21 protein-coding genes, 17 tRNA genes, 2 rRNA genes, 1 pseudogene and 1 riboswitch are annotated in these 23,771 nt (G+C 45.9%); of the genes and pseudogenes, 7 read left to right on the top strand and 34 right to left on the bottom strand.

Annotated features, from left to right (window positions below; translation table 11 throughout):
• Window position 1 precedes the first annotated feature (1 nt).
• The 5 genes and pseudogenes from MKY50_RS04950 to queG all read right to left on the bottom strand — a co-directional run bounded on the left by MKY50_RS04950 (window position 2) and on the right by queG (window position 4,144).
• Window positions 2–704: pseudogene (locus tag MKY50_RS04950) on the bottom strand (bactofilin family protein).
• Entirely contained in the window at window positions 695–1,336 is a 642-nt protein-coding gene (locus MKY50_RS04945) for a YhbD family protein (protein ID WP_167408005.1), read from the bottom strand. The pseudogene MKY50_RS04950 and the gene MKY50_RS04945 overlap by 10 nt, the downstream one beginning before the upstream one ends.
• A gap of 125 nt (window positions 1,337–1,461) precedes the next feature.
• The gene (gene trmL / locus MKY50_RS04940) at window positions 1,462–1,944 is read right to left on the bottom strand and encodes a tRNA (uridine(34)/cytosine(34)/5-carboxymethylaminomethyluridine(34)-2'-O)-methyltransferase TrmL (RefSeq protein ID WP_010886453.1); all 483 of its coding nucleotides are present in this window, start codon (window positions 1,942–1,944) and stop codon (window positions 1,462–1,464) included.
• 37 nt (window positions 1,945–1,981) lie between these two features.
• Window positions 1,982–2,917 carry an amidase domain-containing protein gene (locus tag MKY50_RS04935; RefSeq protein ID WP_341116248.1) on the bottom strand — a complete coding sequence of 312 codons (936 nt, stop codon included), beginning with the start codon at window positions 2,915–2,917 and terminating at the stop codon, window positions 1,982–1,984.
• A 66-nt stretch (window positions 2,918–2,983) separates the two neighbouring features.
• Entirely contained in the window at window positions 2,984–4,144 is a 1,161-nt protein-coding gene (queG, locus tag MKY50_RS04930; protein WP_017697507.1) for a tRNA epoxyqueuosine(34) reductase QueG, read from the bottom strand.
• Between the two features lie 82 nt (window positions 4,145–4,226).
• Here queG and MKY50_RS04925 point away from each other — a divergent pair, with 82 nt between their 5' ends.
• Window positions 4,227–4,850: a B3/4 domain-containing protein gene (locus MKY50_RS04925; protein ID WP_341116246.1), complete on the top strand. Its 624-nt coding sequence runs from the start codon at window positions 4,227–4,229 to the stop codon at window positions 4,848–4,850.
• Window positions 4,851–4,940: 90 nt separating this feature from the next.
• Here the strand turns inward: MKY50_RS04925 and MKY50_RS04920 are convergent.
• Window positions 4,941–5,014: transfer RNA gene (locus MKY50_RS04920), tRNA-Gly, on the bottom strand.
• 193 nt (window positions 5,015–5,207) lie between these two features.
• Here MKY50_RS04920 and MKY50_RS04915 point away from each other — a divergent pair.
• Complete coding sequence (locus MKY50_RS04915; RefSeq protein ID WP_009966860.1) at window positions 5,208–5,408, top strand: helix-turn-helix transcriptional regulator; 201 nt, start codon at window positions 5,208–5,210, stop codon at window positions 5,406–5,408.
• 1 nt (window position 5,409) lies between these two features.
• Complete coding sequence (locus tag MKY50_RS04910; protein ID WP_003245008.1) at window positions 5,410–5,883, top strand: lipoprotein; 474 nt, start codon at window positions 5,410–5,412, stop codon at window positions 5,881–5,883.
• Window positions 5,884–5,899: 16 nt separating this feature from the next.
• Here MKY50_RS04910 and rpsN read toward each other — a convergent pair whose 3' ends face one another.
• From rpsN to MKY50_RS04880, 6 genes are all read right to left on the bottom strand, one after another.
• Complete coding sequence (rpsN, locus tag MKY50_RS04905; protein ID WP_003233455.1) at window positions 5,900–6,169, bottom strand: 30S ribosomal protein S14; 270 nt, start codon at window positions 6,167–6,169, stop codon at window positions 5,900–5,902.
• A gap of 111 nt (window positions 6,170–6,280) precedes the next feature.
• On the bottom strand, window positions 6,281–6,817 hold the full coding sequence (locus MKY50_RS04900) for a hypothetical protein (protein ID WP_003245073.1): 537 nt from the start codon (window positions 6,815–6,817) through the stop codon (window positions 6,281–6,283).
• 103 nt (window positions 6,818–6,920) lie between these two features.
• Window positions 6,921–8,051, bottom strand: a complete 1,131-nt coding sequence (gene ssuD, locus MKY50_RS04895) for an FMNH2-dependent alkanesulfonate monooxygenase (protein ID WP_003245787.1) — start codon at window positions 8,049–8,051, stop codon at window positions 6,921–6,923.
• Between the two features lie 22 nt (window positions 8,052–8,073).
• Window positions 8,074–8,904, bottom strand: coding sequence for an ABC transporter permease (locus tag MKY50_RS04890; RefSeq protein WP_010886451.1), 831 nt, complete (start codon window positions 8,902–8,904; stop codon window positions 8,074–8,076).
• Entirely contained in the window at window positions 8,901–9,899 is a 999-nt protein-coding gene (locus MKY50_RS04885) for an aliphatic sulfonate ABC transporter substrate-binding protein (protein ID WP_339247549.1), read from the bottom strand. Before MKY50_RS04885 ends, MKY50_RS04890 begins: the two co-directional genes overlap by 4 nt.
• Window positions 9,900–9,916: 17 nt before the next feature.
• Window positions 9,917–10,684, bottom strand: a complete 768-nt coding sequence (locus MKY50_RS04880) for an ABC transporter ATP-binding protein (RefSeq protein ID WP_021479704.1) — start codon at window positions 10,682–10,684, stop codon at window positions 9,917–9,919.
• A 406-nt stretch (window positions 10,685–11,090) separates the two neighbouring features.
• Between MKY50_RS04880 and katA the strand changes: the two genes are divergently transcribed.
• Window positions 11,091–12,542, top strand: coding sequence for a catalase KatA (katA, locus tag MKY50_RS04875; RefSeq protein ID WP_326154118.1), 1,452 nt, complete (start codon window positions 11,091–11,093; stop codon window positions 12,540–12,542).
• A 26-nt stretch (window positions 12,543–12,568) separates the two neighbouring features.
• On the opposite strand, the gene senS is transcribed toward katA, so the two are convergent.
• Window positions 12,569–12,766, bottom strand: a complete 198-nt coding sequence (gene senS / locus MKY50_RS04870; protein WP_003245192.1) for a transcriptional regulator SenS — start codon at window positions 12,764–12,766, stop codon at window positions 12,569–12,571.
• Between the two features lie 247 nt (window positions 12,767–13,013).
• Between senS and MKY50_RS04865 the strand changes: the two genes are divergently transcribed.
• Window positions 13,014–14,369: an FAD-binding oxidoreductase gene (locus MKY50_RS04865; protein WP_341116244.1), complete on the top strand. Its 1,356-nt coding sequence runs from the start codon at window positions 13,014–13,016 to the stop codon at window positions 14,367–14,369.
• A gap of 37 nt (window positions 14,370–14,406) precedes the next feature.
• Here the strand turns inward: MKY50_RS04865 and thiC are convergent, their stop codons facing one another.
• Together thiC and MKY50_RS04855 are read right to left on the bottom strand one after the other, a co-directional pair.
• Window positions 14,407–16,179 (bottom strand): phosphomethylpyrimidine synthase ThiC, encoded by a 1,773-nt coding sequence (gene thiC, locus MKY50_RS04860; RefSeq protein WP_341116243.1) that lies wholly within the window; start codon window positions 16,177–16,179, stop codon window positions 14,407–14,409.
• Window positions 16,180–16,311: 132 nt separating this feature from the next.
• Window positions 16,312–16,419, bottom strand: a riboswitch (TPP riboswitch).
• A 69-nt stretch (window positions 16,420–16,488) separates the two neighbouring features.
• Window positions 16,489–17,181, bottom strand: coding sequence for a Type 1 glutamine amidotransferase-like domain-containing protein (locus tag MKY50_RS04855; RefSeq protein ID WP_341116241.1), 693 nt, complete (start codon window positions 17,179–17,181; stop codon window positions 16,489–16,491).
• A gap of 40 nt (window positions 17,182–17,221) precedes the next feature.
• Between MKY50_RS04855 and MKY50_RS04850 the strand changes: the two genes are divergently transcribed.
• Window positions 17,222–17,494: a spore coat protein gene (locus MKY50_RS04850; protein ID WP_072692951.1), complete on the top strand. Its 273-nt coding sequence runs from the start codon at window positions 17,222–17,224 to the stop codon at window positions 17,492–17,494.
• 84 nt (window positions 17,495–17,578) lie between these two features.
• Here the strand turns inward: MKY50_RS04850 and MKY50_RS04845 are convergent, their stop codons facing one another.
• Entirely contained in the window at window positions 17,579–17,782 is a 204-nt protein-coding gene (locus MKY50_RS04845; protein WP_014479229.1) for a hypothetical protein, read from the bottom strand.
• Between the two features lie 141 nt (window positions 17,783–17,923).
• Between MKY50_RS04845 and spo0M the strand changes: the two genes are divergently transcribed.
• Window positions 17,924–18,700, top strand: coding sequence for a sporulation control protein Spo0M (spo0M, locus tag MKY50_RS04840; RefSeq protein WP_341116239.1), 777 nt, complete (start codon window positions 17,924–17,926; stop codon window positions 18,698–18,700).
• A 78-nt stretch (window positions 18,701–18,778) separates the two neighbouring features.
• Here spo0M and MKY50_RS04835 read toward each other — a convergent pair.
• The 18 genes from MKY50_RS04835 to MKY50_RS04750 form a co-directional block, all read right to left on the bottom strand.
• Window positions 18,779–18,860, bottom strand: a tRNA-Leu gene (locus tag MKY50_RS04835).
• 266 nt (window positions 18,861–19,126) lie between these two features.
• Window positions 19,127–19,215 (bottom strand) — tRNA-Leu (locus tag MKY50_RS04830).
• 7 nt (window positions 19,216–19,222) lie between these two features.
• A tRNA-Cys gene (locus MKY50_RS04825) sits at window positions 19,223–19,293 on the bottom strand.
• Window positions 19,294–19,298: 5 nt separating this feature from the next.
• Window positions 19,299–19,373: transfer RNA gene (locus tag MKY50_RS04820), tRNA-Gly, on the bottom strand.
• Window positions 19,374–19,422: 49 nt separating this feature from the next.
• Window positions 19,423–19,494: transfer RNA gene (locus tag MKY50_RS04815), tRNA-Gln, on the bottom strand.
• 9 nt (window positions 19,495–19,503) lie between these two features.
• Window positions 19,504–19,579 (bottom strand) — tRNA-His (locus MKY50_RS04810).
• Window positions 19,580–19,603: 24 nt separating this feature from the next.
• Window positions 19,604–19,677 (bottom strand) — tRNA-Trp (locus tag MKY50_RS04805).
• 5 nt (window positions 19,678–19,682) lie between these two features.
• Window positions 19,683–19,767: transfer RNA gene (locus MKY50_RS04800), tRNA-Tyr, on the bottom strand.
• A 22-nt stretch (window positions 19,768–19,789) separates the two neighbouring features.
• A tRNA-Thr gene (locus tag MKY50_RS04795) sits at window positions 19,790–19,862 on the bottom strand.
• A gap of 5 nt (window positions 19,863–19,867) precedes the next feature.
• Window positions 19,868–19,943: transfer RNA gene (locus tag MKY50_RS04790), tRNA-Phe, on the bottom strand.
• A 12-nt stretch (window positions 19,944–19,955) separates the two neighbouring features.
• A tRNA-Asp gene (locus tag MKY50_RS04785) sits at window positions 19,956–20,032 on the bottom strand.
• Between the two features lie 11 nt (window positions 20,033–20,043).
• Window positions 20,044–20,120, bottom strand: a tRNA-Met gene (locus tag MKY50_RS04780).
• A 9-nt stretch (window positions 20,121–20,129) separates the two neighbouring features.
• Window positions 20,130–20,205: transfer RNA gene (locus MKY50_RS04775), tRNA-Val, on the bottom strand.
• A gap of 9 nt (window positions 20,206–20,214) precedes the next feature.
• Window positions 20,215–20,286: transfer RNA gene (locus MKY50_RS04770), tRNA-Glu, on the bottom strand.
• A 34-nt stretch (window positions 20,287–20,320) separates the two neighbouring features.
• Window positions 20,321–20,412, bottom strand: a tRNA-Ser gene (locus MKY50_RS04765).
• Between the two features lie 5 nt (window positions 20,413–20,417).
• Window positions 20,418–20,492, bottom strand: a tRNA-Asn gene (locus MKY50_RS04760).
• Window positions 20,493–20,501: 9 nt separating this feature from the next.
• Window positions 20,502–20,617 (bottom strand): 5S ribosomal RNA (gene rrf / locus MKY50_RS04755).
• 111 nt (window positions 20,618–20,728) lie between these two features.
• Window positions 20,729–23,656: ribosomal RNA gene (locus tag MKY50_RS04750) — 23S ribosomal RNA — on the bottom strand.
• Window positions 23,657–23,771 lie beyond the last annotated feature (115 nt).

The following is a 23,771-nucleotide window of genomic DNA, read 5'->3' as shown; positions in this document are numbered from 1 at the left end:
CTTACAACTTTGTGGATGTTTCAACCGATGCGCTTGGATCACAGGTATAGTCCCCGCTGTATTCGACAGTTTCAATCTGGCAATCCGGGCCGATGACCACTTTATTTCCGCGCACGGTTTTCGCCTTTGTATTTGTCAATTCAATCACGTCACCTTCGATCAGCTCTGCTGTTAGAACAGGCTGCGGCATCAATCTGAGCAATGTCAGCATTCCTTTTCTGCAGGTCACTTGAAGATGGCGGCAGCCGATCTCCCGCGCATAGCTTTCCCCTGCAGAAAGCTTAATGATCACCTGGTCTGCATTTAAAAGCCCGCTGATTTTGCATTTCCCTTCTGATTGAAAGGTTTCCGTTTCACAATCTGCTTCCATGACAGCTTTTCCGCTAATGTCAATGCCATCAGCCTTGACAGTGCCGCCAAATGTTGATGATCCAGCGATTTTCAATTGTTTTGCAGATACCTCTCCTTGGATAAAACCAGTGCCATTCATCCGGATAGATTCTGCTTCAACGTCTCCATGTATCTTTCCTGAACCGCTGATGGTTACCGCTTTCGCTTTGACGCTGCCGTCAGCTTTTCCGTTTCCATTAAAAGAACTCCACGTCCCCGGTCACTGTCCCGCTGCCATTAATCTCAACAGATTGAAATGTTCCTCCCTTTGAACTTCCTGATCCGTTTATCACCAGCTTTTCCACTACATCCATTGATGGCCCTCCTGCATAAATGTTGTTTTTAATTCCTCTGAAGCTTTTAATAAATCTACCCGTTCCACAACTTTTACGGATGATTCAAACAAAATGCTGTCCGCCGCAGCCGCTATAAAACAAGTTGTGACACCGAGCTTGCGGAGCACAATCAGCTCCGTCTGTTTTTCAATCTCTTCAGTATCATGCTTCTTTAATACCTCTGCAGCCATTTTTGCTTCTGCAAGGCTGACATTTCCAGACTGCAGCAGTCCCTCAAGCACATACAGCGAAAGCAAATCGCTGGATGAAAAAACCGGACTTCCTCCGTCTTCTGAATAGGCTTCAAGAGCAGGCCTTGAAACCAAACCTTTATGAAGCAATTCATCAGCGGTCATGCTGACATCCTTCATTTTCGGCGACAGCATTTCCCTCATTTCATCCAAAGACAAATTTTCTTTCATCTTTTGAATCATTGATATACGTTTTAAAATCTCCTCTCTCGGAAAAAACGTCTCTTGCCCTGTAAATGTGGATTTACGAATAAACCATTCCTCAGGTATTAAGTTTTTCCGCTTCCATCGATACAGCTGACCGTATGAAATCGATGTTCTTTCAAGTAATTCTTTTTTAGAGATTAATTGTTCTTCCATAAGTCCAGCTCCTTTGTTGGGTACATTGTAACATAACACTGTTACGTTGTTAAGCCCAAAAACGAAACAAAGCATTTCAACATCCGCAAAAAAACCCGCCCATCATCGATGAGCGGGTTTTTTCACTATTTTAAATCACGGTAATTTTGCTGGCGCAGCGCTTCATAAACAAGAATCGCGGCAGTATTGGACAGATTTAACGATCTGACGTGCTCTGTCATCGGAAGACGCAGGCAGCGGTCCATATTATTTTGAATTAAATCCTTTGGCAAACCGCTTGTTTCTCTTCCGAACACGAAGAAATAATCCTCGTCAAGATCAGTGTAATCAAATGATGTATGAGGCTGCTGGCCAAATTTTGTAATAAAGAAAAACTTGCCTTTTTTATATGCCTCAAACAATTCTTCTAACGAATCATGATACACAACGTTAACAAACTCCCAATAATCGAGTCCGGCACGCTTCAGCATTTTATCATCCGTTGAAAAGCCGAGCGGACGAATCAGGTGTAGCGTTGTATTGGTTGCTGCACAAGTACGTGCAATATTCCCTGTGTTAGCGGGAATTTCTGGTTGATATAAAACGACATGTAATGCCACAATGTTCACCTCTGTTTTTCTTATCCGCCCATCATTATAACATTAATTACTCTTTTGTCGTATCATCAACGATATGAAAAAAGGCATATCGTATTGACGGCGTGTATGCCGTAGAATCCTCATATGACCAATACCTCATCCGGCTGTCATAAGTCTGGGCGTTGACAAGCGGCATATTGCCTTTGTCCTTTGCCACGACAATCGTTGTATGATTAAACCGGCCGTCTCCTTCGAAGTCATAGCAAATCACATCGCCCGGCATCAGTTCTTCCGCTGATTTCATCCGCACCGCACGCAGTCCGGCCTTTGAATTCGACAAATACATTTTCATAGAGTGAGCCACCGTCCAGCTGTAGCTCCATGAGCTTTGTTTCATCCACCAGCCTGATCCCCTGTTCGGATGACCGCGCATCGGCGCGCCTCCTGCATGAAGACATTGAGAAATAAAATTTGTACAGTTATCGCTGAAATTTTTATAAGCAGGATTGCGCTTGTTCCAAAATTTCTCGGCATATTGGACAGCGCCGAGACGATCGTATTGAAAAGCCCTGCCAAACGCTTCTCTTTCCTCTTCAGCTTCAGAATAGTCAATAATACTGGTCCCTTCATGAAATCCAGCCGGCTTTTTCGCAATTTCCTGATCACTAATCAAAATGTGATCATACAGGAAAGCCATTCGCTCCTCTATGTGCTCTTCTATATACAAGCTGTCATCTTGTTCCTTACACACGTATTCGTAATGAATGGTATACGAAAGGCAGGTCGTTCCGTCATCCTCAACCCGCACATGATTAATCACGGCCTTTGCTTTCGCTTTTATGATGTCAACTTTACGTTTTTCCAGAAGCTTTTTCTTACGCTCCATGACTTTAAGGTCTCCGACTTGAGACTCCTGTCTCATAGCATGCCCGTTAACCAGAAAGCCCAGCCGCTCCTCCGCTAATTGTTCTAAAATGTGCTTCAAGCTCACCCCACCCGCCATACTTTTTTATAGAGAAAAAACACTTGGATGATCTCAAGTGTTTTTTCCTTCTGCTCTATACGTATGTCAGGACAAGCCTCGTTTAGTCATGCCTGAAGCTTTTAGCAAATCAATTCCTTTTTCAATTTCCAGCTTTACCTCTTCATCCTTCTCTTTTTCCAGCGCTTTTTCAAGCTCTTCCGCGTATGCGGGGTCTCCGATTTTTCCGATTGCCCATGCGGCTGTCCCCCTGATGACAGGACGCGGATCCTTGTGCATCAGTTCCGTCAATTCAGGCAGTGCGGAAGCATCCTTAAAATGCGCAAGCGCGAGAATGGCGTTTCGCTGAATCGGTTTTTTTCCGCGCCAAGAACCTGAGACATGCCCGAATTTCTCCTTAAATTCCCGATTGCTGATGGTCAAAAGCGGCTTCAATAACGGTTTGGCAATCTCAGGATCAGGCTCCATTTCCGGATGAAGATGAAAATCCTTCCCTTTATTGAGAGGGCATACCGTTTGGCACGTATCGCACCCGTACAGGCGGTTTCCGATTTTTGTCCGGAATTCATCAGGTAAAAATCCTTTTGTCTGGGTCAGAAAAGAGATGCAGCGCTGCGCATTAAGCTGCCCGGGATTAACCAGTGCTCCCGTCGGACAGGCGTCCAAGCATTTCGTGCAGGACCCGCACATATCTTCAATCGGCACATCAGGCTCAAAAGGGATATTTGTGATCATTTCCGCCAAATACACATAAGAGCCATACTCGGGTGTTGTGATCATACAGTTTTTCGCACTGAATCCAATTCCGGCACGTTCCGCAACGGCGCGATCAGACAATTCACCTGTATCAACCATTGACTTCGTTCTGATATCCTCATGCTTGCTTTTTAGAAAATCCTCCAGCAGATCAAGCTTTTCCCTCAGCACATCATGATAGTCTTTTCCCCAGGAGGCTCTGCAAAAAATGCCCCTGCGCTCAGTTCTCGTGCTTCTCGGCGCATCCTTCATTCTGGAAGGATATGCGAGAGCAATTGCCACTATTGATTTCGCTTTCGGCAAAAGAAGCTTCGGCGTCACCCTTTTTTCGATATCCGGCTCTTCAAAGCCGGAGAGATAGCCGAGTGATTCTTGAAGAATCAAACGGTCTTTTAAACTGTCAAAAGTATCAGCGGTCGTAAAACCAATCTTGTCCACGCCAATGCTTTTCGCGTATTCAATTAATTCTTCTTTGAGCTGATAAACGTTCATGTTTTGCACAGCCTCCTTTCTTTGTGATAAAACGATACAGCGTTTATAATAGGTTGATATCACGTAACTGGAGTGAATGCTAGTGAATATCAAACTTGATTCTGTTATTACTGAACGTGCGGCCGACTTACATGCAGCTGCTGTCATTTATGAGAATATCGAAGTCGGCTCCTCACCGCAAATGCTGAAAGGCAGACTCCGCCTGTTTCAAGAATCCTTGTTTTTCGACTATGCGGACGGCGGTATATCCGATGAATCCTTCGTCAAGGAATGGCAGAAACTCTTTAAACAGCTTAACCCTTCATTTGAGGGAGAAACAACCCCAATGGAGGACATGCTGGTCCCGATATCCAAGGAACAATTCATGGAAAGTAAGGACTCGGCCCATGACACAATCGATTTTTTCGCATTAAAATATTCTCTGCCTATTATGATTTATGATGCCAGAAAGCTTCATGAGCCGGTCCGGATCTCATTGGGAGAAAAAGAAAACATACTGCTTTTCTCTGATGAAAACGGCATTTTTGGCGATTTCAAAAACAGCATCAACCACTATCCCGTTTCAAACGAGACTAAGAATATGCTGCAAATCATTTTTTTCCCGCCATCTATTGAGAAAAGCAGCGCTGTTAACCTCTTATCATCATTAACGAAAATGTTTGAACAAATTCACGGCGGCACCCATACAGTACATTGGCTTACGTAAAAGAACACGAATGTCGTGTTCTTTTTTACATAAAAAAACGCAATACTTCGTTTATCTGAGAAACGAAACACTGCGTTAATAACGTATGTATGGAGCGGGTGATGAGAATCGAACTCACGACATCAGCTTGGAAGGCTGAGGTTTTACCACTAAACTACACCCGCATTTGTGGTTGTCAGTAACAGTACCGCTCTGACTTTTTTTATATTACATGTTTATTTATTTTTCGTCAAGGGAATATAAAAATTTTGTCGAAAAAAAGTTATCTTTTTGTAAAGTTGTTAAGTTTCATTTACATAATGTTAAGTATACTATACAATATAATAAATAGAGAAAGTGAAGGGGACAGACGTCATGATGAAAAATAAAGTAAAAGAGCTGAGGGCACGCTTCGGCTATTCTCAGGAAAAACTCGGAGAAACGGTCGGCGTCACAAGACAGACTGTGGCAGCGATTGAAAAAGGCGATTATGTTCCCTCACTGCTGTTAGCACTGAAAATCTGCAAAGCCTTCTCCATGAAAATGGAGGATGTCTTTTGGTTAGAGGAGGAAAACTAAGATGAGCATGAAAACAAAAGCAGCTTTTCACCTTGTTTTATTTGGCCTTGCATGCTGGGCGCTGATTTCATACTTTGAAGCCTCAGAAGGCATAGCATCTTTTTTCGGCACAAAGAGCGGCGGGATGGTATTTGATTTAAACCTCACTCCCTTTATTCTGTTTGTTGCGGCGTCTGCGGTTTATTTGTACTTACAGAAAAAAAGCCGCCCTGCCAGAAAGCAGCTACTTCTGCCTGATGAGTTTGAAGAGCAGGATGAAAGAGAGCAGATGATGACGGCAAAAGCATGTCGCGCGTCATATATCGCTGTCTACTTCTCGCTGCCTGCCGCAGCGGTTCTTCTCATTTTTTATCCGCTATTTCAATCGCGCATTCCGTTTTTCCCTATTATTATTGTGTTTATCATCATGATCATCCAGCACCTTTCCTACGTCATCTCTTTCAAGAAAAACGAAAAAAACTCCGGCGCGCTGTAATCGGCCGGAGTTTTTCTTACCAGCTTGCTTTTTTCACACCGGGAATCTGGCCTTTATGGGCCAGCTCCCTGAAAGCGATTCTGGACATTTTAAACTTCCTCATATATGCTCTCGGGCGCCCCGTTACCATGCAGCGGTTGTGAAGCCTTCCCGGTGCTGAATCTCTTGGCAGCTTGCTGAGTGCCTCGTAATCTCCTTTTTCCTTCAACTCGCGTCTAATACCAGCGTATTGCTCAACAAGCTGTTGGCGTTTTAACTCTTTTGCCACTTTTGATTTTTTAGCCAAGTCACATAGCCTCCCTTTAAATCGAAATTGTTACGATTTAAAATGTATCATGCACCATTCAAAAAAGCAAGCATACCGCTTTGTAAAACAGACGGCCTGAAGCCGCCCATTCTAATGATGCAATTCCACATAATACAGTAACGCATCTTGATGCTTAATGAGCTCTTTTTTATGTTCAGAGGTGTGCATTGTCTCGTCAGTCCCTCTAATACTGCTGCCGATCAAAGCAGGCTTCTCGAAAGTAATCGGTTCCGGCGATGAAATATTCTGAGTCATTTCCTGTGTTGTGCTATCGTCGCGTTTCACCGATGAATCAGCCGCTATAGTTCCCTGTTTATCCACAATGCCAAAATGAATGGTGGTATGTTTATTCTTTCCTTCCCCCTCTTCATTCTCAAAATAAACAAATTGTATGGTATCAGTTTTTTCCTCTGAATAATCTGCACGAACCGGTCCAAACCTCTCAACAAGCTTTCCCTTTTGATAATGTTCGATGTACATGTCAGCTGAAGAAATACCTTCACCGATATTGACGGCTTCGGCAGTGAATGCCTGTGAAGCTGCGACATCCATTCTGTTTTTTTCAAGATCTGATATGTCCGCCGCTTTGATTTCCATCTGTTTTGAATGTCCGCATGCTGACAGCATAGCTATGAGGCAAATGACTGCCGCGCTTCTCAATGTTTTCAGAAAAAAAGCCCCCTTTTTTTGAATATCATACCATGTTCGGGGGGCTGTATTTTAGTTAAACTCATGCATTTTTCTCTTTGACAAAATAAGTGTTTCCTACCGCTTCTCCCCTTTTGTTCTGAAGCTTTCTCGTCCGATCATTTTCAAACGGCAAAAGCGGAAATACAAGCTCTGCAAAATAATACGCTTCTTCTAAATGCGGATAGCCTGAGAATATAAACGATTCTATGCCGAGTGCCTGGTACTCCGCTATCCGGTCGGCAATCGTCTGCGGATCACCGACAAGAGCTGTTCCTGCCCCTCCTCTGACTAGGCCGATCCCCGCCCACAGATTCGGACTGATTTCAAGCTTCGTCCGATCGCCTTGATGAAGGACGGCCATCCGCTGCTGGCCTGAAGAGTCGTAACGGCTCAAAGCTGCCTGCGCTTTGGCAATGGTGTCATCATCCAAGTGGCTGATCAAGCGCTCAGCCGCTTCCCACGCCTCTTGTTCAGTTTCACGGGCAATGACATGCAGCCTAATGCCAAATCGAACGGATCTCCCTTCTTTTGCCGCTTGCTTTTTGACTCTCTCTATCTTTTCTTTTACTTGTTCAGGCGGCTCCCCCCATGTCAAGTACACGTCTGTATGCTTTGCGGCAGCTTCAATTCCAGCCTGTGACGAACCACCGAAATAGATGGGCGGATGCGGCTCTTGCTGCGGCGGGAAAAGCAGATTGCTGTTTTCCACTTTTATATGCTTTCCTTCATAGGAAACCGTTTCTCCCTGCAAAAGTCTCCGCCAAACGGTTAAAAATTCGTCTGTTGCCTCGTAGCGCTCATCATGGCTGATAAACAGGCCATCGCCTGCCAGCTCATACGGATCGCCCCCTGCCACAACGTTGATCAGCAGCCGCCCGTCTGAAATGCGGTCTAGGGTGGATGTCATTCTGGCTGCCAGAGAAGGCTGCATTAAACCAGGTCTTACCGCGACTAAAAACTTTAAGTCCTTTGTTTCTCCTGCCAGTGCCGACGCTGTAAGCCACGGGTCTTCGCACGATCTTCCCGTTGGCAGAAGAACTCCTGTATATCCCAGCCTGTCTGCCGCCTGGGCGACTTGTTTAAAGTAAAGATGATCCGCAGTCCGTCCATCACTTTCAGATCCTAAATATCTCGCGTCTCCATGAGTCGGTATAAACCAAAGAATTTCCATATTCATCTCCCCTTTATATCTTTTATCCTTCGTAGCTGTTTCTCCACTTTAACAGCTTTCGTTCCAGCAGCCTGACGAAGGAATCCGTCAGCTTTCCAACCACTGCAAAAATGATAATCCCTGCAAAGACTTTATTCGTTTGTGAAAACTGTCTCGCATCCATGATCATATAGCCGACTCCCGAGCTTGAGCCCATCAGCTCTGCCACAACGAGCCCGAGCCATGCAATGCCGAGCGATAAGCGAATGCCTAGCAATATATTGGGCAGGGCTGCCGGCAATATCACTTTGGATATCTGCTGATGCCATTTAAATTCAAGCACCCGGGCGACTTCAAACAGCTTCGCGTCAACCCCGCGGATGCCGTTAAACGTATTGATATAGACAGGAAAGAAGGCACCGAGCGCAATCAGCAAAATTTTAGATACTTCGTCAAATCCGAACCATAAAATAAACAGCGGCGTGACGGCCAGATGAGGTACGGTTCTAAGCATTTGCAACGACGGATCAAGATACAGCTCCGTCCGTTTGGAGAATCCGGCCAAAATCCCGATCATCAATCCAAGCCCCGCGCCAAGCAAAAAACCAAGCGCCGCCCGATAAATGCTGATTTGCAGATGGCCGAACAGCTCGCCGGACAAAATAAGCTCCTTAAAGGTCAGAACAATCGTAACAGGTGTAGGCAGCACTGTAGCGGACACAACCCCCAGCCCGCCGATGACCTGCCAGATAGCTATGATGACAGCGGGCAGTAAAAGCCCCTTCATCCAGCCGTATCTCTTCCTTCCGGGCTTTTTTCGCACCGCTTCCGCATTCGTTTTGGGCAGCGAGCCCGCAGCCTCTGCTTTCATCATTGATCACCTCCTGAGGAATGTTCCTTTAATGCTTTTTTGATAAAAGTGTTATCGACAACATCCTTCACATCAATTTTCTTATCTATCGCCTTTGTTCGAAATTGAAAATCTGCTGTTTCCTGCTGCGCTTTCACAATGTCGTCACTGATGACCTCATTCAGAGGCTCAGTATTTTTCAGCACATTTTCGACGACCTTTTTATCGAGATCTTTAATGTCAGAATACAAGTCCGCTGCTTCATCCAGATGTTCCTTTTGCCATACAACGGCTTTATTAAACACCTTCAGAAAACGGACCACTTCGTCTGGATGCTCCTCTGAAAACTTTGTTCTTACTAAAGTAAAACCCGGTGAATATAAATCTGTGCTTTCTCCGTTCACAAGGATTTTTGCTCCGTGTTTCATTGTTTCTAAGGACAAGTACGGCTCCCAAATGGACCAGGCATCAACAGATTCGTTTTCAAATGCGGAAGCTGCTTCATCAGGCTGAAGCTGAATAATTGTCACATCGTTAGCTGACAACCCCACTTGATCAAGCGCTTTATACAAAAAATCAAACCCGCTGCTGCCTTTGGCGACTGCAATTTTCTTCCCCTTTAAGCCCTTAACGTCTTGAATGCCGCTGTTTTGATTGACAAGGATGCCGTTTGCTTTCAAACCGTCCTGAGACAAACCGATTTCTTTAAAGTCAATGCCTGCCGCCTGTCCAGCGATCACAGGCGAATTACCGACTTGAGAAAAATCAAGTTTGTCTGCCGCAAGGCCTTCAAATTGGGGGGGACCGCTTTGAAACTCCACCCATTTCACTTTGATGCCTTCTTTTTCAAATGCATCTTCGAACCAGCCTTTTTCCTTTGCGATCAAAAGCGGGCTTAAGCTTTGCTGAATACCAATACGAATTTCCTTCAATTGTTTGTGGTCACCGCTGGCTCCATTTGCTCCACAGCCTGCGAGCAGAAAAATAACGGCAACCAATACAATGAGTCCTTTTTTCATTTCCGCTTCCGCCCTTTCTATATCCCTGATCCTTCTGCGTACTCCAAATCTTCTGTTTTCTCGAATTCCGACAGCACTCTCTGTCTGATCGCTTGGAAATCCGGAGTCGTCCGGTTTCGCGGATACGCCAGGTGAATGGGCATCAGCTTATGGATTTTCCCCGGTTTGGCCTTAAGGATCGCAAGCTCATTTCCTAAATAAACAGATTCATCTATATCATGAGTCACGAGAATCATCGTTGTTTTTTTCCTCCTCCATATATCCAGCAGCACGTCCTGCAGGTGTTTTCTTGTAAAAGCGTCGAGTGCACCAAACGGTTCATCTAAAAGCAGCACCTCAGGCTCCCGCAGCAGGGCCCGGGCGATGGCTACTCTTTGTGACATGCCGCCTGACAGCTCGCGCGGATATGCTTTTTCCGATCCTTTCAATCTGACAATCTCGATCAGTTCATCCACCTTTTGTTTGACTTTTGGGTCCTTCAAATTCAAGTCGGCTGCAATATTCTGCTCAACAGTCAGCCAAGGAAAGAGGCGGTGTTCCTGAAAAATAAATCCTTGCTGAATACCCGGAGCTGTTACGCTGCGGCCGTTAATTTCAACACTCCCGTCATATTCAGAATCAAGCCCTGCAATAATCTTTAACAGGGTGCTTTTTCCGCACCCGCTCGGTCCGATAAGCGTTAGAAATTCGCCTGGTGCGATTGATAATTCTATGTTCTCTAAGACCGTGTTTTTGCGGCCCTCTTGAACAAATGCCTTTTCTTTGATGCTGATGGTCACAGCCACTTTTATCCCTCTCTTTCTGCCAACCCCGCCTTCAAAAAAACAAAAAGGCCCCCATCTCTGTTCTTGTAGAGATGAGAGCCTTCGGCGGTCCGATCAGCTGCCCAATTGTTTTTTTGTTTGAATAACATGTTAATTCAAATTATTCCGATATGTCAACTCTTTTTTAAATGCGATTTTTGATATCCTTGTTTATCACTTACTCTGCTTGTTTCGCAAATAGAGAAGGAAAAATTATTTCTCTAAAAATTATTAAGTGTCATTAAAAGCTGTTACAACAAGGTTTTTCAACACTTTCGATACTAAATATCGATTAATAGAGATAACTATTTTATAATAATTATAAAATAATATTGACTTTTTACTTAGAGATGATATTATGTTCTTATAAATTCCAAGAGGTGATAACATGAGTTCAAATAAACTGACAACTAGCTGGGGCGCTCCGGTTGGAGATAATCAAAACTCAATGACTGCCGGTTCTCGCGGACCAACTTTAATTCAAGATGTACATTTACTCGAAAAATTGGCCCATTTCAACCGAGAACGTGTTCCTGAACGTGTTGTTCACGCCAAAGGAGCAGGCGCACACGGATATTTTGAAGTGACAAACGACGTAACAAAATACACGAAAGCCGCTTTCCTTTCTGAAGTCGGCAAACGCACACCGTTGTTCATCCGTTTCTCAACAGTTGCCGGTGAACTTGGCTCTGCTGACACAGTTCGCGATCCGCGCGGATTTGCTGTTAAATTTTATACTGAAGAAGGAAACTACGACATCGTCGGCAACAATACGCCTGTATTCTTTATCCGCGATGCGATTAAGTTCCCTGATTTCATCCATACACAAAAAAGAGATCCAAAAACACACCTGAAAAACCCTACGGCTGTATGGGATTTCTGGTCACTTTCACCAGAGTCACTTCACCAAGTGACAATCCTGATGTCTGACCGCGGAATTCCTGCAACACTTCGCCACATGCACGGCTTCGGAAGCCATACATTCAAATGGACAAATGCCGAAGGCGAAGGCGTATGGATTAAATATCACTTTAAAACGGAACAAGGCGTGAAAAACCTTGATGTCAATACGGCAGCAAAAATTGCCGGTGAAAACCCTGATTACCATACAGAAGACCTTTTCAATGCAATCGAAAACGGTGATTATCCTGCATGGAAACTATATGTGCAAATCATGCCTTTAGAAGATGCAAATACGTACCGTTTCGATCCGTTTGATGTCACAAAAGTTTGGTCTCAAAAAGACTACCCGTTAATCGAGGTCGGACGCATGGTTTTAGACAGAAATCCGGAAAACTACTTTGCAGAGGTAGAACAAGCGACATTCTCACCTGGAACACTCGTGCCTGGTATTGATGTTTCACCGGATAAAATGCTTCAAGGCCGACTGTTTGCTTATCATGATGCACACCGCTACCGTGTCGGTGCAAACCATCAAGCGCTGCCAATCAACCGCGCACGCAACAAAGTAAACAATTATCAGCGTGATGGACAAATGCGCTTTGACGATAACGGCGGCGGATCTGTGTATTACGAGCCTAACAGCTTCGGCGGTCCGAAAGAGTCACCTGATGATAAGCAAGCAGCATATCCGGTACAAGGTATCGCTGACAGCGTAAGCTACGATCACAACGATCACTACACTCAAGCCGGTGATCTGTATCGTTTAATGAGTGAAGATGAACGTACCCGCCTTGTTGAAAATATCGTTAATGCTATGAAGCCGGTAGAAAAAGAAGAAATCAAGCTGCGCCAAATCGAGCACTTCTACAAAGCGGATCCTGAATACGGAAAACGCGTGGCAGAAGGCCTTGGATTGCCGATTAAAAAAGATGCTTAATGTAGAAATGCAAAAACCCGCTGTAGTCAGCGGGTTTTTTTATATTTAGTTACACATTGCGTATGCTTCTCATCAATCTTCATATAAATTTCTTCCATGAGTTCCGCGCTGTTTATAATCTCTCGTTTGTTTTTTTCAATCAGCAGCTCAAGCGGCAAAATCTGATTCCCATAGGTTTTTCGCTTCCTGAATCGTTTTCTCCCTTTTTCTTTTTTGACTCCCATCAATAATCCCTCCTTTTTCATACAAAAAAGGCCCTTATCTAAACGATAAGAGCCTTCGGTGTTCCGATCAGCGCGAAAAATTTGAAAAATTTGTACTGACCATGTTAATTCATACAATACCGACCTGTCAACTTTTTTAGGGTGTTGACACTGTATCAGATTGCGTCCCCGCTTTTTCCTTATACACTCTTTTCCCCTGACGCATAAACTAGAGAAACTAGAATACGAGAGAAAGAGATGTGGGAGTGTGGAAAAGACAAAATTGACCGGACGTATCGTGACACGGGATGATCCGGACTATAACGAAGCAAGAACCAATATTAACCTAAGCTTAGAAAGGTATCCTGACATCATTGTGTTTTGCCAAAACAAACAGGATGCACTCAATGCGCTGAAATGGGCGCGTGAAAACCGTGTGCCTTTCCGTATTAGAGGCGGCAGACACAGCTATGAGAACTTTTCCCTTTTAAATAACGGTCTTGTTATTGATTTAAGCGAAATGAAAAAAATAACTGTGAATCAGGATAAAAAGCTGGCCTATATTGAAGCGGGGGCTGAATTGGGAGAAGTCTATCGGACACTCTGGCAATACGGCCTGACGCTTCCCGCAGGCACCATTGCTAATGTAGGGCTCACAGGTTTAACTCTCGGAGGGGGAATTGGACTTTTAACAAGGGCTGCCGGCCTTACTTGCGACAGCCTCGTGCAGCTTGAGATGATCGTAGCAGACGAAAAAGAGGGCGCTGATCTGATTACAGTCAGCTGTTCAAATCATCCAGACTTATTTTGGGCGTCTCAGGGAGGCGGAGGAGGCAATTTCGGCATAGTCACCTCCATGACATTTAAAGCAGTGCCCATCTCTCAAGTGTCGATTTTTTCTATTACATGGGGATGGGATGATTTTGAGGAAGTATTTAACACGTGGCAGCACTGGGCCCCCTATACAGATGACCGGCTTACATCATCAATAGAGTTTTGGCCTAAAGAAGCAAACCGCATAGAGGCCCTCGGCCAATTTGTCGGTCCAAAAACAGAGTTAAAAAAACTGTTAAAGCCTTTATTGAAAACAGGAAGCCCGACAAGCGGAATGGTAAAAACAACGCCATTCATTGAAGCGGTAAACTTTTTTAACAGCCCGGGAGGCAATCAGCCTCAAAAAATGAAACGCTCCGGCTCTTTCATTGAAAAGCCATTATCAGAACGTGCGATTTCAACACTAAAACACTTTTTAGAGCACGCTCCGAATCAAAACGCCAGTGTCTGGCAGCAAGCACTCGGCGGGGCAGCCGGACGGATCGCTCCCGACCAAACGGCATTTTATTATCGTGACGCAATCATTGCCCAGGAATACTTAACAAACTGGACATCCCCTGGAGAAAAAAGACAAAATGTCCGCTGGATTGAGGGGCTGAGAACGTCCCTTTCGAAAGAAACGATGGGAGACTACGTAAATTGGCCAGATATCGAAATCAGAAACTGGCCAAGAACATATTACGGCGAAAACGTTGAACGACTCCGCCGTGTCAAAACGAAATATGATCCAGAAAATGTTTTCCGCTTTGAACAGAGTATTCCTCCGCTTCGACGCTCTCTGTTTTTCTAAAAAAATGAAGATGGAGCATGCTCCATCTTCATCTTTTTTATTGATATAAATTGCTTCCCGTATCGACAAACTCTTTTGCTTTTTCTTTTAATCCTTTATTTATGGCTTCTGCTTCACTGAGATCGTTTTTCTTCGCATAATCCCGAATATCCTGTGAAATTCTCATGCTGCAAAATTTCGGACCGCACATGGAACAAAAGTGAGCGGTTTTTGCTCCTTCAGCAGGCAGGGTTTCATCATGGTATTCAAGGGCTCTCTCCGGATCAAGAGATAAATGAAACTGATCCCGCCAGCGGAATTCAAAACGGGCTTTCGATAACGCATCATCCCGGATTTGCGCTCCGGGATGCCCTTTTGCAAGGTCCGCAGCGTGCGCAGCGATCTTATATGTAATGACTCCTTCACGAACATCATCACGGTTTGGCAGCCCCAAATGCTCCTTCGGCGTTACATAACAAAGCATTGCTGTCCCGTACCAACCGATCATCGCCGCTCCGATCGCTGAAGTAATATGGTCATATCCCGGAGCAATATCCGTTGTCAACGGCCCCAATGTGTAAAAAGGCGCTTCTTTACAAATGTCCATTTGTTTATCGACGTTCTCTTTGATTTTATGCATCGGAACATGTCCAGGACCCTCAATCATCACCTGAACATCATGCTTCCAGGCAATTTGCGTCAGCTCTCCAAGCGTCTCTAATTCAGCAAACTGCGCTTCGTCATTGGCATCAGCAATTGATCCGGGACGCAAACCATCCCCAAGAGAGAAAGCAATATCATACATTTTCATAATCTCACATATTTCTTCAAAATGTGTGTATAAAAAGCTTTCTTGATGATGAGCCAGACACCACTGCGCCATAATCGCTCCCCCGCGTGACACAATACCAGTTGTCCGTTTGGCAGTCAGCGGTACATACCTAAGCAAAACACCCGCGTGAATCGTAAAATAATCCACTCCCTGCTCTGCCTGCTCGATTAGCGTATCACGATAAATCTCCCACGTTAAATCCTCCGCTACGCCGTTTACTTTTTCAAGCGCCTGATAAATCGGAACAGTTCCCACAGGCACGGGGCAATTGCGGATAATCCATTCACGCGTCGTATGAATATCTTTTCCGGTAGAGAGATCCATCATTGTATCTGCTCCCCAGCGGATGGCCCACGTCATTTTTTCCACTTCTTCTTCAATGGATGACGTAACCGCTGAATTCCCGATATTTGCATTAATCTTCACATGAAAATTCCGGCCGATAATCATTGGCTCACTTTCAGGGTGATTAATGTTTGAAGGAATAATCGCCCGGCCGCTGGCTACCTCGTCTCTGACGAATTCAGGAGACACATGCTCACGAATGGCGATAAATTCCATCTCAGGTGTAATGATCCCCTTTTTTGCATAGTGCATTTGAGTAACATTTTGACCTGCCTTCGCCCTCAGCGGTTTCCGCTTTAATCCTGGGTAGCTTACGTTTGGATTTGCTTTTTTATAACCGTTATCTTCTGGTTTTATAGCCCGACCTTCATACTCTTCCACGTCACCGCGCTCTGTGATCCATTTTTGGCGGAGCGGCTTTAATCCTTCTTGAATATTAATGGTTACTTCAGGGTCCGTATACGGTCCGCTTGTATCATAGACACGCACAGGCGCGTTTTCCTCTTCGCCGAACGATCCCGTCGTCGGACTCAATAGAATCTCCCTCATCGGCACTTGGATGTCCGAAGAAGAGCCCTCCACGTATACCTTCTTGCTGCCTGAAAAACTTGACATAATGGAAATGTTGGCTTGCTGCACTGAATTGTTTTGCATTACTTTTCCTTCCCCTTTCTACGTTTGAAAGGACAAAATCAAGCCCATAACCAGCACAAAAAACCGGATTCATATAAATGAACCCGGTTACAGTCAGAAAGAAACATATTATTGCCCAGCAAGACAATAACAAAAACAATTCCTCTACTTCCCCACGCTGGTACGAACCAGATCAGGTCCAAAGGGTTAAGAAGCTTACCTTCTCTCTCAGCCCGAAAGCGGGCACCCCCAGTAACTATTGATTTCGCACTCATCTTATCATAAAATCAATCTGAAAAAAAGAGGAATATAGATAATATTCAGCCAATTTCACCCTAAATATTTGACCGGCAACGGGATTTCAGCTATTTCATGTTCAGCCATCATCACCCGATATGCCTTTGCACCCGACCTTGAACTCACAGTCTGAAACAGCTGATCATTTATGAAATGGAGAGCAGCCCCATCATCCACTGCATAGCCACTGCATAAGAACTTGTTAGATATCAGCTGGTGGTATGCCGGTCTCCGATCCTTTTCCCCGTCATAATGGGGACAAAAGCTCCCTTGCAAAAAACCTAAACTTTTCAAACTTGTCAGCGGTCCGACTGAATCCGTCACCCCTTCTTCAAACCAGCAGATCGCACCGGCACTTAATCCAGCTAAAACCACACCGTTCTTCCATGCTTCCCTGAGAATCTGGTCAAGCCCCCACTCTTTCCATAACACAAGTAAATTCCGCGTATTTCCCCCGCCAACATAAATCACGTCCAATTCCATAACAAAAGAAGTTAAATCTGTTGATGGCGGCTTAAACAAAGATAAGTGAGACGGCACACAATCCAGTGTTTGAAATGCATGATAAAACCGCTGAATATAGTTTTGGGAATCTCCGCTCGCCGTCGGCAAAAAACAAATACGAGGCTGCTCTCGTTTTGATTGATTGAGGATATATTGATCGAGGGACAAATTATCCGGCTCCATCGAAAAACCCCCGCCCCCCATCGCAATAACCTGCTTCATCATCACACCTCCAACAAAATTTGTTGCTTATTATAGCATTTTGTATAGAAGCAAGAAACAAAGCCAAATACTTTCTTATCAGGAGCTGCTAAAAAAACAAAGGAGGTGGTTTCCCATTGAACAAAGTCTTTGTCCCAAAGATATTCTTGATTTGTTGACAACAATAAAAACCAGCATTAACAAATACACTGTCGCAATAACAGAAGCCGAAAATCCCCACATCAGAAGAGCATTGCATGATCAATTAGATACAACTGTATATCTCCATGATGAACTGTCAGATCTTCTGTTAGAAAAGGGGTGGCTCGGGTGAGCAATTCCAAATCGATTCGCTTTTATCTTACAGCAAAGACCACAAAAAGAGACGGGATCTCAAAGATGAGATGCCGTCTCTTTTTTATTGCTCCACTCTTCTTAAAGCCTCATTTACCGTTTCTTTTATAAACGCGTCTTCACCGCTTAATCGGTCTAAACTGAGATCGCCGTTTCTCAGCCTTTCGGAAATATTGTTTATATCCTCCTCTACTGTGATTTGCAGCTCACCAGCCAAAAACATTCTGTGTAATTCATCTGCAACCAAACTTTCTTTATTCACTTCCATCCACTCCTTTATTTTCAATATTATTCTTAGTCTGTCCCTAGGCCGAGACGAATAATAGGAAAAAAGTATGAATCAGATGAATCTTTTTTCCTCCTTCTTACGTATATCTGTTGAGAAAAAAGAAAAAGGGGAAGATCTAACATGTCATTTTTTAAGAAGCTTGCGGCAAGTGCCGGAATTGGAGCTGCAAAAGTAGATACAATTTTAGAAAAAGACGCATATTTTCCAGGAGAAGAAGTACAGGGAACGGTACATGTCAAAGGCGGAAAAATCGCTCAGGACATCCGTTATATCGATTTACAGCTTAGCACACGGTATGTCATTGTAAAAGACGATGAAGAGCACCGGAAATACGCTACAATTCATTCTTTCCGGGTCACTGGTTCATTTACCATACAGCCTGGTGAAGAGCATCAATTTCCGTTCACATTCACTCTGCCTCTAGATACGCCGATCACTGCAGGGAAAGTAGAGGTTGCCGTGGTGACAGACCTTGACATTCAAGGCGGTATCGATAAATCCGATCATGACCGCATTTTCGTTGAAGCGCACCCTTGGATTGAAAATGTGCTTGAAGCAATCGAAAACCTGGGCTTCCGTCTTAACGAAGCAGACTGCGAACAAGCGCCCTACTTCCAGCGTCGTCTTCCGTTCGTTCAAGAATTCGAATTCGTTCCGACTTCCGGATATTATCGTCAGATGCTTGATGAATTAGAGCTCATTTTCCTTTTAGACGAAGACGGTTTGGAAATCATTTTCGAAGTCGACCGCAGAGCAAGAGGACTCCGAGGGTGGCTGGAAGAGATGTATAATGACGGAGAACAGCTTGTACGCGTCCGTTTCAGCCAATCAGAGCTTGAAGATACAGAAGAGCTAGAAGAGGTGCTAGAAGAGATCCTAGACCAATACGCTGAGTAAGTATAAAAAGGAGCCTCGGCTCCTTTTCACTAATAAAAAATAAAAACCCGTTCCTGTTAAGAAACGGGTTTTTCAGTATACCGGTGGTCGGGGTCGAACCGACACTCCAGAAGGAACACGATTTTGAGTCGTGCGCGTCTGCCAATTCCGCCACACCGGCAAGTTTTACGTCGTATCTAACCGACGAATATAAATATATCATGGATCTCATAAAGTGTCAACGTATTTCAAAAAAGTTTTTATGGAAATATAAAATAAAAGTGTTGAAAGACTAGCTATACAGCCGCTTTATAATTAGGCCTCGGAACTTAACTTGTTATGATAAATCAAAGCATTAAAAAAATGATCTACATAAGTAGATCATTAATATGATTAGTTATAATGATAAAACACAAACACCAATTCAACTTACCATGTAAGTAAAATTGGTGCCGAGGGCCGGACTTGAACCGGCACGGTAGTCACCTACCGCAGGATTTTAAGTCCTGTGTGTCTGCCAATTCCACCACCCCGGCAATAAGAAGGCGACACCCGGATTCGAACCGGGGATAAAGGTTTTGCAGACCTCTGCCTTACCACTTGGCTATGCCGCCGTAATTGGAGCGGAAGACGGGATTCGAACCCGCGACCCCCACCTTGGCAAGGTGGTGTTCTACCACTGAACTACTTCCGCATTTTTAATGGACTTAATACATTATATGCAGTTGATATAAAAAGTGAGACTGGGCTAGCTGGATTCGAACCAACGCATGACGGAGTCAAAGTCCGTTGCCTTACCGCTTGGCTATAGCCCAATGATAATATGGGGCGATTGATGGGAATCGAACCCACGAGTGCCAGAGCCACAATCTGGTGCGTTAACCACTTCGCCACAACCGCCATAATCTCAAGATGTCATAAATTTGGCAGGGGCAGTAGGAATCGAACCCACACCGGAGGTTTTGGAGACCTCTGTTCTACCGTTAAACTATGCCCCTATAAATGGTGGAGGGGGGCAGATTCGAACTGCCGAACCCTGAGGGAGCGGATTTACAGTCCGCCGCGTTTAGCCACTTCGCTACCCCTCCACATTAAATTTTGAAAAAACAGTGCCGGCAAGAGGACTTGAACCCCCAACCTACTGATTACAAGTCAGTTGCTCTACCAATTGAGCTACACCGGCATAGGTGGTGGCTCGGGACGGAATCGAACCGCCGACACACGGATTTTCAGTCCGTTGCTCTACCAACTGAGCTACCGAGCCTAAGTATTTAAATGGCGGTCCGGACGGGACTCGAACCCGCGACCTCCTGCGTGACAGGCAGGCATTCTAACCAACTGAACTACCGGACCATTTTGAAATTTGGTTGCGGGGGCAGGATTTGAACCTGCGACCTTCGGGTTATGAGCCCGACGAGCTACCGAACTGCTCCACCCCGCGATGATATAATGGTGGAGGATGACGGGCTCGAACCGCCGACCCTCTGCTTGTAAGGCAGATGCTCTCCCAGCTGAGCTAATCCTCCATCATATAATGACCCGTACGGGATTCGAACCCGTGTTACCGCCGTGAAAGGGCGGTGTCTTAACCGCTTGACCAACGGGCCCAGACTTTCAATTGTAATTATGTATAAGTATCAGTGGCGGAGAGCAAGGGATTCGAACCCTTGAGACGGAGTTGACCGCCTACACGATTTCCAATCGTGCTCCTTCGACCACTCGGACAGCTCTCCAATAATGGCTCCGCAGGTAGGATTCGAACCTACGACCGATCGGTTAACAGCCGATAGCTCTACCACTGAGCTACTGCGGAATGAAGTCTGCCTGGCGATGTCCTACTCTCACAGGGGGAAACCCCCGACTACCATCGGCGCTGAAGAGCTTAACTTCCGTGTTCGGCATGGGAACGGGTGTGACCTCTTCGCCATCATCACCAGACAATTTCAGTGACATTTAACATTATACTATGTATTCTTGAGAAAATCAAGTGTTTTTTTGAAAAACTTATTCTCTCAAAACTAGATAACAGGTGTGACATCATTCAAAAATATGGTTAAGTCCTCGATCGATTAGTATCTGTCAGCTCCATATGTCGCCACACTTCCACCTCAGACCTATCAACCTGATCATCTTTCAGGGATCTTACTTCCTTGCGGAATGGGAAATCTCATCTTGAGGGGGGCTTCATGCTTAGATGCTTTCAGCACTTATCCCGTCCGCACATAGCTACCCAGCGATGCCCTTGGCAGAACAACTGGTACACCAGCGGTGCGTCCATCCCGGTCCTCTCGTACTAAGGACAGCTCCTCTCAAATTTCCTGCGCCCGCGACGGATAGGGACCGAACTGTCTCACGACGTTCTGAACCCAGCTCGCGTACCGCTTTAATGGGCGAACAGCCCAACCCTTGGGACCGACTACAGCCCCAGGATGCGATGAGCCGACATCGAGGTGCCAAACCTCCCCGTCGATGTGGACTCTTGGGGGAGATAAGCCTGTTATCCCCGGGGTAGCTTTTATCCGTTGAGCGATGGCCCTTCCATGCGGAACCACCGGATCACTAAGCCCGACTTTCGTCCCTGCTCGACTTGTAGGTCTCGCAGTCAAGCTCCCTTGTGCCTTTACACTCTGCGAATGATTTCCAACCATTCTGAGGGAACCTTTGGGCGCCTCCGTTACCTTTTAGGAGGCGACCGCCCCAGTCAAACTGCCCACCTGACACTGTCTCCCCGCCCGATAAGGGCGGCGGGTTAGAAGGTCAATACAGCCAGGGTAGTATCCCACCGATGCCTCCACCGAAGCTGGCGCTCCGGTTTCCAAGGCTCCTACCTATCCTGTACAAGCTGTACCAACATTCAATATCAGGCTGCAGTAAAGCTCCACGGGGTCTTTCCGTCCTGTCGCGGGTAACCTGCATCTTCACAGGTACTATAATTTCACCGAGTCTCTCGTTGAGACAGTGCCCAGATCGTTGCGCCTTTCGTGCGGGTCGGAACTTACCCGACAAGGAATTTCGCTACCTTAGGACCGTTATAGTTACGGCCGCCGTTTACTGGGGCTTCAATTCGCACCTTCGCTTACGCTAAGCGCTCCTCTTAACCTTCCAGCACCGGGCAGGCGTCAGCCCCTATACTTCGCCTTACGGCTTCGCAGAGACCTGTGTTTTTGCTAAACAGTCGCCTGGGCCTATTCACTGCGGCTCTCTCGGGCTTGCACCCTAACAGAGCACCCCTTCTCCCGAAGTTACGGGGTCATTTTGCCGAGTTCCTTAACGAGAGTTCTCTCGATCACCTTAGGATTCTCTCCTCGCCTACCTGTGTCGGTTTGCGGTACGGGCACCTCTCACCTCGCTAGAGGCTTTTCTTGGCAGTGTGGAATCAGGAACTTCGCTACTATATTTCGCTCGCCATCACAGCTCAGCCTTATGGGAAACGGATTTGCCTATTTCCCAGCCTAACTGCTTGGACGCGGATATCCAATACCGCGCTTACCCTATCCTCCTGCGTCCCCCCATTGCTCAAATGGTGAGGAGGTGGTACAGGAATATCAACCTGTTGTCCATCGCCTACGCCTTTCGGCCTCGGCTTAGGTCCCGACTAACCCTGAGCGGACGAGCCTTCCTCAGGAAACCTTAGGCATTCGGTGGAGGGGATTCTCACCCCTCTTTCGCTACTCATACCGGCATTCTCACTTCTAAGCGCTCCACCAGTCCTTCCGGTCTGGCTTCACAGCCCTTAGAACGCTCTCCTACCACTGTTCGAAGAACAGTCCGCAGCTTCGGTGATACGTTTAGCCCCGGTACATTTTCGGCGCAGAGTCACTCGACCAGTGAGCTATTACGCACTCTTTAAATGGTGGCTGCTTCTAAGCCAACATCCTGGTTGTCTAAGCAACTCCACATCCTTTTCCACTTAACGTATACTTTGGGACCTTAGCTGGCGGTCTGGGCTGTTTCCCTTTCGACTACGGATCTTATCACTCGCAGTCTGACTCCCAAGGATAAGTCATTGGCATTCGGAGTTTGACTGAATTCGGTAACCCGGTAGGGGCCCCTAGTCCAATCAGTGCTCTACCTCCAAGACTCTTACCTTGAGGCTAGCCCTAAAGCTATTTCGGAGAGAACCAGCTATCTCCAGGTTCGATTGGCATTTCACCCCTACCCACACCTCATCCCCGCACTTTTCAACGTGCGTGGGTTCGGGCCTCCATTCAGTGTTACCTGAACTTCACCCTGGACATGGGTAGATCACCTGGTTTCGGGTCTACGACCACGTACTCATGCGCCCTATTCAGACTCGCTTTCGCTGCGGCTCCGCATCTTCTGCTTAACCTTGCACGGGATCGTAACTCGCCGGTTCATTCTACAAAAGGCACGCCATCACCCGTTAACGGGCTCTGACTACTTGTAGGCACACGGTTTCAGGATCTCTTTCACTCCCCTTCCGGGGTGCTTTTCACCTTTCCCTCACGGTACTGGTTCACTATCGGTCACTAGGGAGTATTTAGCCTTGGGAGATGGTCCTCCCGGATTCCGACGGAATTTCACGTGTTCCGCCGTACTCAGGATCCACTCAGGAGAGAACGAAGTTTTGACTACAGGGCTGTTACCTCCTATGGCGGGCCTTTCCAGACCTCTTCATCTACCTCGTTCTTTTGTAACTCCGTACAGAGTGTCCTACAACCCCAAGAGGCAAGCCTCTTGGTTTGGGCTAATCCCGTTTCGCTCGCCGCTACTCAGGGAATCGCATTTGCTTTCTCTTCCTCCGGGTACTTAGATGTTTCAGTTCCCCGGGTCTGCCTTCTCATATCCTATGAATTCAGATATGGATACCACTCCATTACGAGTGGTGGGTTTCCCCATTCGGAAATCTCCGGATCAAAGCTTGCTTACAGCTCCCCGAAGCATATCGGTGTTCGTCCCGTCCTTCATCGGCTCCTAGTGCCAAGGCATCCACCGTGCGCCCTTTCTAACTTAACCGTTAAAAAGAATCACTATGTGATATCTTGTATTACTAATTGAATGTGATGTCTACTGTTATCTAGTTTTCAAAGAACACGTTTCGAAGGAATGATCCTTCAAAACTAAACAAGAC

This window comes from Bacillus sp. FSL R7-0685 (assembly GCF_038002425.1).
GTDB classification, from domain to species: domain Bacteria; phylum Bacillota; class Bacilli; order Bacillales; family Bacillaceae; genus Bacillus; species Bacillus subtilis.
Note: the sequence above shows the minus strand (reverse complement) of the source record. Positions and strands in the feature narration are given on the sequence as shown.